Annotated in this window: 12 protein-coding genes and 1 tRNA gene; 6 read left to right on the top strand and 7 right to left on the bottom strand. The window is 69.6% G+C overall.

What is annotated here, in order from left to right; all coding sequences use genetic code 11:
* Positions 1-13: 13 nt before the first annotated feature.
* The 3 genes from EV562_RS22500 to EV562_RS22490 form a co-directional block, all read right to left on the bottom strand.
* Positions 14-1,303 carry a restriction endonuclease gene (locus tag EV562_RS22500; protein ID WP_243860116.1) on the bottom strand — a complete coding sequence of 430 codons (1,290 nt, stop codon included), beginning with the start codon at positions 1,301-1,303 and terminating at the stop codon, positions 14-16.
* Positions 1,304-1,573: 270 nt separating this feature from the next.
* Positions 1,574-2,746, bottom strand: a complete 1,173-nt coding sequence (locus tag EV562_RS22495; protein WP_133888637.1) for a serine hydrolase domain-containing protein — start codon at positions 2,744-2,746, stop codon at positions 1,574-1,576.
* A gap of 72 nt (positions 2,747-2,818) precedes the next feature.
* Positions 2,819-4,162, bottom strand: coding sequence for a transcriptional regulator (locus EV562_RS22490; protein ID WP_133888636.1), 1,344 nt, complete (start codon positions 4,160-4,162; stop codon positions 2,819-2,821).
* 251 nt (positions 4,163-4,413) lie between these two features.
* Between EV562_RS22490 and EV562_RS22485 the strand changes: the two genes are divergently transcribed.
* From EV562_RS22485 to EV562_RS22470, 5 genes are all read left to right on the top strand, one after another.
* Positions 4,414-4,908, top strand: coding sequence for an ATP-binding protein (locus EV562_RS22485; RefSeq protein ID WP_243860115.1), 495 nt, complete (start codon positions 4,414-4,416; stop codon positions 4,906-4,908).
* Complete coding sequence (locus EV562_RS22480; protein WP_051783696.1) at positions 4,908-5,216, top strand: hypothetical protein; 309 nt, start codon at positions 4,908-4,910, stop codon at positions 5,214-5,216. Before EV562_RS22485 ends, EV562_RS22480 begins: the two co-directional genes overlap by 1 nt.
* A gap of 155 nt (positions 5,217-5,371) precedes the next feature.
* Entirely contained in the window at positions 5,372-5,539 is a 168-nt protein-coding gene (locus tag EV562_RS35150) for a hypothetical protein (RefSeq protein ID WP_158716767.1), read from the top strand.
* An 89-nt stretch (positions 5,540-5,628) separates the two neighbouring features.
* Complete coding sequence (locus EV562_RS22475; protein ID WP_133888634.1) at positions 5,629-6,825, top strand: cupin domain-containing protein; 1,197 nt, start codon at positions 5,629-5,631, stop codon at positions 6,823-6,825.
* The gene (locus tag EV562_RS22470) at positions 6,759-7,616 is read left to right on the top strand and encodes an aldo/keto reductase (RefSeq protein WP_132900777.1); all 858 of its coding nucleotides are present in this window, start codon (positions 6,759-6,761) and stop codon (positions 7,614-7,616) included. Before EV562_RS22475 ends, EV562_RS22470 begins: the two co-directional genes overlap by 67 nt.
* On the opposite strand, the gene EV562_RS22465 is transcribed toward EV562_RS22470, so the two are convergent.
* The 4 genes from EV562_RS22465 to EV562_RS22450 form a co-directional block, all read right to left on the bottom strand.
* On the bottom strand, positions 7,604-8,461 hold the full coding sequence (locus EV562_RS22465) for a hypothetical protein (protein WP_030404619.1): 858 nt from the start codon (positions 8,459-8,461) through the stop codon (positions 7,604-7,606). The genes EV562_RS22470 and EV562_RS22465 overlap by 13 nt on opposite strands.
* Before the next feature lie 270 nt (positions 8,462-8,731).
* Positions 8,732-8,805: transfer RNA gene (locus EV562_RS22460), tRNA-Pro, on the bottom strand.
* Positions 8,806-8,872: 67 nt separating this feature from the next.
* Complete coding sequence (locus tag EV562_RS22455; RefSeq protein WP_133888633.1) at positions 8,873-9,625, bottom strand: Pr6Pr family membrane protein; 753 nt, start codon at positions 9,623-9,625, stop codon at positions 8,873-8,875.
* A 414-nt stretch (positions 9,626-10,039) separates the two neighbouring features.
* Positions 10,040-10,969, bottom strand: a complete 930-nt coding sequence (locus EV562_RS22450) for a metallophosphoesterase (protein WP_133888632.1) — start codon at positions 10,967-10,969, stop codon at positions 10,040-10,042.
* Between the two features lie 119 nt (positions 10,970-11,088).
* Between EV562_RS22450 and EV562_RS22445 the strand changes: the two genes are divergently transcribed.
* Positions 11,089-11,553 carry a GatB/YqeY domain-containing protein gene (locus EV562_RS22445; protein WP_133888631.1) on the top strand — a complete coding sequence of 155 codons (465 nt, stop codon included), beginning with the start codon at positions 11,089-11,091 and terminating at the stop codon, positions 11,551-11,553.
* The last annotated feature ends 283 nt before the right edge of the window (positions 11,554-11,836 follow it).

The following is an 11,836-nucleotide window of genomic DNA, read 5'->3' as shown; positions in this document are numbered from 1 at the left end:
GGCCGGTGGCCGGCTACTGCAGCAGGATTTCCTCGGGGCGTCGGTTCGTGATCGCGACCTCCCGTCCGGCGAGGACGTGCTCGATGCACGCCGCCAGGTCGCCGCCGTGGTCGTCCCTGGCCATGCTCCGCAGTTCCGCGACCAGGCTCGTGCCGTTGAGGAGGATGATCGGATACTGATCCTCCACCATCTCGGTCTGTGCCGACTCGGAGTAGGCGCCGGTGGTGACGTAGACCCCGATCCATCCGCGTCGGAGCCGGGCTACCACCCGGGCGATCTGCTCCGCCGTGATGAGTGTGTCGGGTTTGACGCACTTCGCCTGTCCGAGCACGACGAGGCTCGTGCCCGCCAGGCCGCTTCCGCCGCCGAGGTCGAGACGTCCGACGAAATCGGCTCCGCCGTCACCCGACCGACGTGTGAGCCAGCCTTCCACGTACCCGTGACCCGCCCCACGCAGTACACGGGCCGCCACCGCGGCGGCCAGAGCCTCGAAGTCGTGCTTGCGGCCGTCGAAGTACTTGTAGATCGTTTCCAGGTCCGCGGCTTCACCACTGCCTGGTTTCGGGCGCTGATCACGCACTTTGGCCACCTGAGCCCGGGCGACCCGGCGACGAAGTCCCGGGAGGGCCGAGGAACCGTGCTTGACCCACTCCCGCCATGCCCGTGGCGCGAGGTCGAGTGCTTGAGCGTGGGACACGCCCTTGTCCCTGCGGGCCCCGATCCATTCCCAGTCGACCGTGTCGTCCTCGGAGGTCAGGTCGATGAGGGCGATGTCGTAGACGTAGTTCACGAACGGGGTGTGCTCGCGGCCTCCCCATTGCACCAAGCGTTCGGTCCGCTCGATGACGCCGAGCCCACAGAACGCCACATGGCCCTTTGGCTTGCCGTTCCGGGGGACTGCGCGGAACAGCAGCAGAGGCGTGGCGGCGGCTCGTTCATCGGCGGTTCGCCCCTGGTGATCGGTGAAAGCGTCGAGTAGGGCGGCGTTGCCGGTGGTCGTGCCGGGCGGAACGCTCGAACCGGCCTTGTGATCGCCGAAATAGCGGACGTGGCCGTTGTCCATGTCGAAGACGTCGTGCCAAGGCGTCTGCTCGGTGCCGGCCTTCCAGGGACTGGAGCGGATGAGGATCGCCGGGCGCCGTATGCCGTCGGGGGTGGAGACCTTGGCCATCCCGTTGATGCCGGCTTCCAGAAGAGGCCGTTTGTGGCCCGACGAGTGCGTCACGTGGTGGAAGTTCGGGAAGCCGTCGAGCGACTCCGGCTTCGGGTCCTTGCCGCTCGCGTAACGGTAGACCTGTCCCACCCGCAGCTTCCCACCCACAGCCGGCCCTCTCCCTGGACTCGCTCCCCTATGCGTCATCACGACAGTAGCGGCGGGTACTGACAGAGCGGTGTGCCTGCTCCGGGGTCGAGGAGCTCGGAGGGTCCCCGCCGGCGGCAGACGGGCGCGCTACGGCGATGCCCGGCTGACGCAGGTCGGGTCGAAGGGCGGTGCCTGGCGTCCATCGCCCCGGGTGGCCAAGCGGATGACCGAAGAATCTCCCGCGGTCTCACCGCCAGGGACGCCGACCGGCTACGCGAGAGCCTCGCGCACCGTCTCGACCAGGGAGGACGCACGCACATCGCCGATGCCCCCGACGATGTTGTTCATCGCATACCCGAAGGCGACACCGTGCTCCGGATCGGCGAAGGCGAGCGACCCTCCTCGACCCGTGTGGCCGAATGAGCTTGACCCCAACATCGGGTTGCTCGCGGTGGGCAGCATGTACCCGGCGCTGAAGCGGCTGGGGATCAGCATGACCTGATCTTTCCCGCCGGCCTGCTCCTCGGCCGCCGACGCCAGGACGGCCGAGGAGAACAGGCGCACGCCGTCCACCTCACCGATCAGCGCGGCGTACATGCGGGCAAGCGCGCGGGCCGTACCGATGCCGTTGGAGGCCGGGAGCTCCGCGGCCTGTACCTCCGGTGAGTCGAAGTCGATCGAGGCTGGGTCGGTGACCGCGTAGGCCCGGTTGCTGAATGAGTTCGGGTCCCGCCAGGCGGCGACCTGTTCGCGGAGTTCTTCGGGGACCGACTCGGCGGGCAAGGTGGTGAGGTCGACGTCTGGCCGCTGGTACGCCATGCGGCTGACTCGGTCGCGTTCAACGGCGGGCAGGCCGATGAAGAAGTCCAAGCCCAGTGGAGCCGCGATCTCGTCGGCGAAGAAGCGTCCCGGCGAGCGGCCGGATACTCGTCGGATCACCTCGCCGACCAGCCAGCCCCAGGTCCGGCCGTGGTAACCGTGCGCCGTACCCGGAGTCCAGAGGGGGCGTTGAGCGGCCAGTGCCTCCGCCATCGGGTGCCAGGCCAGCGCCTCCTTCAACGGCACCGGGTGATCGAGCGCGACGAGGCCGGCCCGGTGGGACAGGAGCCAGCGCACGGGGATGTCCGCCTTGCCGTTCGCGGCGAACTCCGGCCAGTACTTCGCGACGGGTGCGTCCAGGTCGAGCGCGCCGCGCTCGACCAGCATGTGCACGGCGGTGGCGGTCGCCCCCTTGGTCGCCGAATAGACCAGTTGCAGTGTGTCCCGCGTCCAGGGACGGCCGGTCTCGGCGTCGGCCACGCCTCCCCACAAGTCCACCACCGGGTGGCCGTTCCTGTACACGCACACCGCCGCGCCGAGGTCGCCGTGCCGGGTGAAGTTCTCCGCGAACGCCGCCCGTACCGACTCGAATCCGGGTGCCACCTCGCCGTAGATCATCGTCATGTCGGCCATCCTGGCAGTCCCGCAGCCGTCCTCACGGAGACCGGCTCTTGCCCGGTGGCCGGGTAGTCGACATCAGGCGGCGACGGACAGTTCCAGTAACCGTTCGCGGAACTCGCGGACGGAGGGTACCGACCTGTGCGGCTCCAGCTTCGTGGAGAACTCTCTGAGGCGGTCCAGGGCCCGAATGGAGCTGACGCTGTCCTCCAGGAGCGCGGCGCCGTAGTTCGCGGCGTCCAATGCCCCCTCCAGGTCACCACCGGCGAGCCGCGCCTCTGCGAGACGGCTCGACCGTACCGCCTTGTCCCGGGGAGCGGCTCTCGTCACGGAAGTCTCCAGGGAACTGGTCGCCCGCTCCAGCTGCCCCGAACGCAAGAGCACCTTCCCCTCGGTCGACCGCAGCTGTGCCTCACCGAACCAGTCGAGCCAGTCGGGGTTGTCGTCCGTCTCCCTGTGCTCCCACAGTGAGGTGGCACGGTTGAGGGCCGTGCCCGCCTCGCGGTGCGTGCCGTCTCGTGAGAGGGCCTCCGCCTTGTGCAGGTAGAGGAACGACCGGGTGCAGGGCGACAGGGAGTGTGGCGCATTGTCGATTGCGGTCGAGACGAGACCGACACGCTCGGCGGTGCGTCCCGCCTCGGAGACGTGCACCCCCATCTCCGCGAGGATGAAAGCGCCGAAGGCGTCGTCGCCGGTGGTGCGGGCACTGCGCAGGGCGCCGACGTAGTAGCGCTGGCCCGCGGAACGTAGGCCGGCGTCGTAGGCCATCCAACCGGTCAGGTGCGACACCCGGGCCGCCAGCGCGTACAGCCGGATCCTGACCGCGTCGGTGTAACGGCCACCGCCGAGGAGACCGGTGACCAGAGCCAGGTCGCCTCGCGCCTGTTCCAGCAGTCGAGCGCCGCCGAGCTGGTCGTCGAGCGTGCGGAGAGTACTGATGCGCTGCTCGATCGTCGAGACCATCGTGTCCGTGACCCGGTCACCGTTGAGCGCCGCGGCCATGGCGGAGGGCGCGTCCACCCAGCTCGCCGCGAGACTGGTCAGGGCGGCTCCCGTGATGGTGAGGAAGCCTCTGCGATCCATCCGTCCACTCCCGACCAGGTCGGACAACGCCTCGACGGTACCGGCCTCCGTCCACGGAGCGGTGAGCCCTGTCACCTCCCAGACGGGGAGCCAGCGGGGCCATCCCTCCGCGCGCGCCTGCTCGTACGGCACGCCCAGCAGGTCTGCGAGGACGCGCTGGGCGTCCGCGTCCGGCTCCTGGCCCTGTGCCCATTTCCATACAGTCGTCCGGTTGGTCGCGAGCGGGAGACCGAGCTTCCTCCCGTGCTCCTGCATGAGCCGGGCGAATTCGGCCTTGCCCCACCCGCGCGTCTGGAGGAGGAAGGTCAGCGGGTGGACTGCTAACGGCTCGGTAGGCACGTCATCACTCCTGTCGTCCGCTCAAGGCGTAGTTGGAAGGCTACTTCCCGTGTCCGAGTACGGGGAGGGCGTCCCCGGCAGAAACCCCCTAGAAACGTTCCGGTGGGCCGATCTGCGCCGTTGACTGGGTATCAGCCGTCGGCGAGCGAACTCGGTTGGACGCTCGCGGAGAGGCTCCTCAGATCGGCGGTTCCATTCCCGCGTCCCCGTCGGGGATGGAACCGCTCTCCAGCTCTTCGGAGGCGTCCGCCATGCCCACGCTCGTCCATCGGTTCGTCCTCACGGGTGCCGCATCCGAGGTGCCCCCGGCTCGACGCGAGATCGTCGACAAGGTGCGCGCATGGGGTGTGCCGCTGGACGAGGCGACCGCCGACGCCATCCGACTGGTCGCCTCCGAACTCCTGACCAACGCCGTCGTCCACGGGACGGGGCCGATCACCGTCGTGCTGTCCAGCCGACCCGGCCGCTTGGTCATCGACGTCCTGGACGGCCACCCGGCGGTCCCGCGGAGCCGTTGTACACAAGCGGACGACGAGAACGGGCGCGGCTTGGCGTTGGTCCGGCTGCTCGCGACGCGCTGTGCCTGGGAGTCCGTCGGCCCCGGTAAGCGGGTGTGGGCGGAGATGGCGCTGCCCATGGCGGTGGAGGTGGGCCCTGCCGAAGCCGGGCCGCGCGACTTATCCGCGATGCGGGCCGAGGGCCGGGTCGGACCCAGGCCTGAGTCGCCGCGGTCGGCAGTCGCGTGATGGGAAGGCATGCAGTGCGAGCGGGTCCGCTGCCGGACCGCGACGTGGTCTTCCGCCCCACCCGCCGCGACATCGACCCCGTCACCGGGGAGCCGACGGCGTATGCCCTGTGGGACCGGCACGGATGGCAGGAGCACGGCGAGTGCTGGCTGTGGTGTGGCCGCGACGACGTCGAGGTGACGTGGATCGGGCCCGTTCGGTCGAGCGGCATACACGCGGATCTCTTCGCGTGCCGCGCATGCCTGTACGAACTGGACCAGCGCGTCCTGGAGGCCAACATGCGCCGGGACGTGGCCGTCCTCCCGTGAGCAGCCGAGCCGCCTGGCCGTAGGCGCAGAGCTGCGGCTCACCGTGCCACCCGATAGACCGGCGCCTCACGGAACCCGTCTCCCCCAGGGCCGTGAGGCGGCCATGACCTCCCGCCGGGCCCCTGGTGGGAGACCCGAAGAGGAAGGAGCACGAGGTGGAAGAGCGCACGGCGTCACAGCCGGCCCGTAGCGGCCTGCTGATGGCGGTCGAAGAGCTGACCGCCGTGCACGACCGGTACGACGGTCTCCGTTCCGACAACTCCGGAAGTTCCGGCGACGCGCCGTGGCCGGGCGGCGACGGCAACCTGCACGACGGCGAGTAGGTACGCACGAGCGGCTGGGGCCGTCACGGATGGCCGTGCCGGCCCCAGCCGTGTCCGCATCAGGTGACCACACCGTTGGAGGCACAGCGATGGAACATCGGTTGATCGAAGCGATCGAGACGGCACTCGGGTGGGGTGGGGCCGCGGAGCTGGGCAAGGGCTTCGCGCGGGGCGAGCTGGACGACTCCGCACTGCTCTCCCGCCTCCTGACCCCCAACCGGCTGCTCGACATCGCCATGCGCAGAAGCCTGAACCGCCCCCAGTTCCGGTGTTTCCAGAACGGCGTGGAGGTGCACCCCGCCGTCTACTACACCGACAGCGTCAGCCCCCGAGGCCAGAGCATCCCCATGGTCAACATGCGCAGCCTCGGGAACCTCCTGCGAGACGGCGCGACGCTCATCCTCGACCAGGCCAACGTCTTCGACCCGACGATGGAGGTCGCGTGCCGAGCGCTGCAGTGGTGGTCCCAGGAGCGTGTTCAGGTCAACGCGTACCTGACGACGAACGACGCCGCCGGATTTCCCCTGCACTGGGACGACCACGACGTCGTGATCGTGCAGCTCGCAGGCGAAAAGGAATGGGAAGTGCGAGCCGCCTCCCGCAAGGTCCCCATGTACCGGGACTCCGACCCCAACAACACCCCGAATGACGAGATCATCTGGTCCGGCGTGATGAGGACGGGCGACGTCATGCACATCCCCCGAGGCCACTGGCACCAGGCGACCCGGACCGGCAGCGGCTCGGGGAAGAGCCTCCACGTCACCTTCGGCATTACGAAACGCACCGGCGCCAATTGGCTCGCCTGGCTTGCCGATTGGTGCCGCGAGCGCGAGATCTTCAGGCACGATCTCGACCGCTGGCGAGGTCCCGACGGCGCGTCTCTGACCGAGGCCGCGGCGACACTGCTCGACGCGCGCTCCCCGGCCGACTACTTGATCGCGTACGAACAGGAGACGACACTGCCTCGGCACGTGCCGTTTCTCGACATACTCGGGCCGCTCGACGCCGTGGTGTGCACCACCCACTTCCCTCCGCGGATCCGGGAGAGCGGGGAGACCGTCGACGTCTTGGCCGCAGGGAAGAAGCTGACCCTCGCGGCCAAGGCTTTGCCGGCGCTGCGTCTGCTCTTGAGCGGTAGGCCGGTCGTGCTGGAACACGCCGTGGCCGTAGTCGGGGCCGACGCGGCAGAAGTCGCCGGGATCCTGGTGGAGGAGGAGCTGTGCGCGGTCCTGACCCCCGAGTTGTCCTCGGGCTACACCGGTCTCGTCACGAGCGCCGGCTTCTGACCGGAGCGCTGGATCTTGGCGTCACCGCGCTCGACACCAGCACCAACTACTTCGGCTTCCGCTCGCACCGGATCCTGGCCGGGATCGCCGATGACCTGCTGCCGAAGTTCACGGTCTCCACGAAGGTCGGTTACTTCCCAGGGCCCGGTGGGGCGGAGCACTCACTGGATCCCCTACGGCTGACCTCGGCCGTGGAAGACGTGGCCAAGGACCTCGGTCGGGAGCCGGATCTGGTGTTCCTGCACAACCCGGAACAATCGCTCCGGGAAACCGGCCCGCACCACAAGGAGGCGCTCGCCGCGGCGTGTACCGCCTTGGAGGACGCCACAGAGAAGGGGCTGTGCGCTGCATGGGGCGTCGCGTCGTGGGATCCGTCCCCGCTGCTGAGTCTGGTCGACGTGACCGTGCCGAGGCCGTCGGTTCTCATGGTCCGCGCCGGCTTGCTGGTCGGTGCGAAAACGCTGGACGCATCGGACACCCTCGTCGACGCGTGGGACCTCAATCGCGGTGAGGTTTGGGGCATGAGCGCCTTCGGGGGCAGCACGAGTGCCCCTGTGTGGGACAAGGTCGACCCGCGCCTCTTCCTTCAGGACGTCGGCTGGTTCTCCCCCGTCCAGGCGGCGTTCAGAACCGCCTACCACCTACCGCGAGTCGCCTCCATCGCTGTGGGCACCGACGAACCGGCTCACCTGCGGGAACTCCTAGGAGCCTTGGCAGGCCAGGTGGAGGAGCGGACCGTCCAGGAGTACCGCAGACTCCTCCGCGTCCGCACACGTGATCACCCTGTCTGAAGCTCGTCGATGACGTGCTCGGCCATGCGCCGCGCGGGCTCCAACCGAGGATCCTCCGGGTGCGCATACGGTCCGAGGATCTTCGAGCAGACGAACAGCGTCATCAGCTTGCCGTCCCGACTTTCGAAGTCCTGTCGACGCTCCTGCCGTACACGGTCGGCCAGAGAAGGGACGGCTAGTGAACTCCCCCATAGAGAGGCGGAGTCCAGCCCCTGCGGGGCGTTGCCCCAGTCCTCCCAGTCAAAGAGACTGAACACCGGCGCCGTTACGTTGGCCCAGTTCAGGTCTGCGTGGGCCGGCACCCAACGCTGGACAGTCGTCTCGAAGTCACCGGAAAAGACGGCCCGAATGGACTCGGTGACCGACGCCTGGGTGATGGTGTCGGTATCCGGTGTAGCGACCCGCCCGGTTCGGTGCGCTGCCAGCGCGCCCAGGGAGGCGTTCAATCCAGCCCACCACTCGTTCGGGATCTCGGGGTCCTCACTCAAAACGGCGTTACCGACGGGACGGGCCGGCAGGAGGTCGGTCTCGTCAGCCCGCCACATCACCGTGGCGTTCGTGTCCCGCCAGACCACGCATCCCCGCCATGTCGGCTGGGAGACGCCATCCAGGCGGGCGGCACACTCGGCGCCGTTCCATCCTTGATCGGTGATCTTGTCGAGCAGGCGTCGTTCGATGCGAACCCAAGTTTCACGGTCTGTCCGGGCGCCCACGGACCGGCGCTTGCGAACCACCGTGTCCGGGAGGAAACGCACCTGAAGAGACCGCGCGACGCGGTCCAGGACCTCGTCAACCGGCTGTACGCGTAGGTCAACAGCCTGGCTCGTGGAGACCGGGAGCGACATACAAGCGACCGTAGCAGCGGGGCAGCCAGAGGTCGTCCTACGCGGGTCACCAGCGTTTCAGACCATGCCCATCCGAGCGTGCCCCGTCGGCGCTGTGTGACCCGAGGAGGTCTCCCGGAAGCAGATCCGCCCCGTGATCCAGGCCGGCGCTGTGGTCATGGACGGCATCTTTTGGCGCGCTTCGGGGCGGCAGTCGCCCAGATGGACCCGCATGCAAAACAGGTGAGGCACTTACTCCTAAGAGTAGGTGCCTCACCTGGTGTTTCACTGTCGGGGTGGCGGGATTTGAACCCACGACCTCTTCGTCCCGAACGAAGCGCGCTACCAAGCTGCGCCACACCCCGATCGTCGCTGCTCGTCGCGGCGACGTCGTTTACTTTAGCCCACCGGTGGCCGGAGACGAAATCGCGTTTACCGGGGGCGACGGAGCGGGCTCGGGCGGAGATGGTCCAGGGCCACCAGGAGTACGGCCAGGGCGTAGAGGGCGAGGCCGACGAGGAGGGCGTTGCCGAGGACGGCCTTGTAGCCGTGCCGGGCGACGTCGAGGAAGGGGTAGAGGTAGCGGTCCTGGGAGCCGGGGCGGAGCAGCTCGCCGCGGGCCAGGGAGAAGGCCAGGTAGGCCAGGGGGTACAGGAGCCACGCGGGGGCGTGGCGCAGGTGCAGGCGGCCGGGGGCGGTGAAGAGGAGCCAGTCCAGGGCCGCGGCGACCGGTACCGCCGTGTGGAGGAGGTGGGTCGCGACGGTCTGCCAGGCCGGGCCGGCCCCGCCCGACGTCGCGAACAGGGGCGACGCGCCGGCCGGGAGTGCGTGCTGGACCAGGCCCGCGGCGGCGACGTAGAAGAGGGCCGCGCCCGTGAGGGCACCCGGCAGGGGGTGTTGGCCGGACCAGGCGCACCGGGCGGAGACGAGCATGACCAGCGCCAGCAGGATGCCGCTCTGGACCGTGAAGGTGCTCAGGACCGCCGTGACGGGGTCGCCGCCGGTGAGCAGCTCGATCGTCACGCCGGTCAGGGCCAGCAGGGCGATCGCGACGCGGAAGACGGCGACAGGGCGACGGCGGGCCGGGATCAGCACGGCCCGGGCCGGCACGACGGTGGGCGGCAGGACCACGTGGCCCGGGATCGGGGGGAGGTCCGGGATGTCCCTGGGTATCGGGGCTGTCATGGCCTCAACGTAGACAGACCGGACATAGCGGGCTATGTGGGTGGGCCGAGTGGGTTAACGCAAGCCACGGACGACCCGGCCGCCGGACGATGACCACGAACGACCCGGCCGCCGGACGATGACCACGGACGACCCGGCCGCCGATGGGACCGGCCAGTCGGACGATCCCGCGTCCCCCGGGGACGGTCAGCCGGTCGATCCCCGACCCCTGGGGCGGCTCAGTCGGTCGATCCTCCGCCCCCGGGGCAGCTCAGAGGGCGATCTCCCGGTCCCCGGAGACCGCTCAGCCGGTCGGCCCGCCCCCCGGGGCGGCTCAGCCGGACGGGATCCAGCGCCCCCGGGGCGGCTCAGCCGGACGTGATGCAGCGCCCCCGGGGCGGCTCAGCCGGTCACGCCCTGCCCCCCGGGGACCGCTCAGCGCTCCCGCCCCACCAGCGTCAGCAAGGTCGCCTCCGGGGGGCAGGCGAAGCGGAACGGGGTGTAGCGGTTGGCGCCGCAGCCGGCCGAGACGTGCAGGTAGGACGTGCGGCCCTCGGCGGTGTGGGTGGACAGGCCCTTCACACGGCCGGTGTCCAGGTCGCAGTTGGTGACCAGGGCGCCGTAGAAGGGGATGCACAACTGGCCGCCGTGGGTGTGGCCGGCCACGATCAGGGGGTAGCCGTCCGCCGCGTAGGCGTCCAGGACGCGCAGGTACGGGGCGTGGACCACGCCCATCGAGAAGTCCGCCGCGCTCGACGGGCCGCCCGCCACCTCCGGGTACCGGTCCCGCTTGATGTGCGGGTCGTCCAGTCCCGTCAGCTCGACCGAGACCCCCTCGATCTTGAGCAGGCCCCGGGTGTTCGTGAGGTCCTGCCAGCCCGCGGCGTCGAAACCGTCGCGCAGTTCCTCCCACGGGTTGTGGACGGCTCCGACGACCGGCGGGTTGCCGTTGAGACCGTGGCGGCCCTGCACCTTTTCGAGCAGGTACCGGGCGGGGTTGCGCGGCCGGGGCCCGTAGTAGTCGTTGGAGCCGAAGACGTAGGCGCCCGGGAACTCCATCAGGGGGCCCAGGGCGTCCAGGACCTCGGGGACGCCCTCCGGGTCGGAGAGGTTGTCGCCGGTGTTGAGCACGAAGTCGGGGCGCAGCCCGGCCAGCGAGCGCAGCCAGCGCTGCTTCGCCCGCTGTCCGCCGACCATGTGGATGTCGGAGACCTGGAGCACGCGCAGGGGACGCATCCCGGACGGCAGGACGGGGACCGTCACCCGTCGCAGGCGGAAGGAGCGGGGCTCGATCCCGGTCGCGTAGATCAGACCGGCGGCACCAACCGCCGTGATTCCCAGGGGTACTCCGTATCGCGCGCGCATACCTCCATCGTGTCAGAAGCGGTGGCGAGGCGGAGATGCGAGGCGGCCCGCCCCCGGACGCGCCCGGGGCGCGTAAATCGGCGGGCGCCGGTCCTCGCGCACCTGCGACAATCAGGTCCATGACCACGCTCAAGTCGAAGCTGCACGACGACCTCAACTCCGCGATCAAGGAGCGCGACGAGCTCCGCTCCTCGACGCTCCGGCTGACGCTCGCCGCGATCACCAAGGAGGAGGTCGCGGGTAAGGAGAAGCGGGAGCTCTCCGACGACGAGGTGCAGAAGGTGATCACCCGCGAGGCGAAGAAGCGCCGTGAGGCCGCCGAGGCCTTCGCCCAGGGCGGCCGCGCCGAGAGCGCCGAGCGGGAGAAGGCGGAGGGCGAGGTGCTCGCCGCGTACCTGCCGAAGCAGCTCTCCGACGACGAGCTGAACGCGATCGTCGCGCAGGCGGTCGAGGAGGCGAAGGCGGGCGGTGCCGAGGGGCCGCGGGCCATGGGCGCCGTGATGAAGATCGTGAACCCGAAGGTGGCCGGGCAGGCCGAGGGCGGCCGGGTCGCGGCCGCGGTCAAGAAGCTCCTGGCGGGCTGAGTACGTACGACGACCGACGGCCGGGAGGCGTTCGCATCCCGGCCGTCCGGCGTTCCCCGGGTCGGTGGCAGAACAGCCGAAAGCCGGATTTCGACCCTTCCGTGACGCGGGCTTGGAAAGCGTGGAAGAAACCGCTTGCGGCGCAGTTCTCTTTCCCTGGGACCTTTGCGTCGGTCTGTTCACGGCGAGATTCGGCCTTCGTGTTTCCGCGGTGCCCGAGTGCTTCTCGTGGCCGCCCCGATGATCTAGGTTCCTACTGGTCAAGAGCAGTCCTGAGGACTGC

Origin of the sequence: Streptomyces sp. BK208 (genome assembly GCF_004364245.1) — a bacterium.
GTDB lineage: Bacteria > Actinomycetota > Actinomycetes > Streptomycetales > Streptomycetaceae > Streptomyces.
Note: the sequence above shows the minus strand (reverse complement) of the source record. Positions and strands in the feature narration are given on the sequence as shown.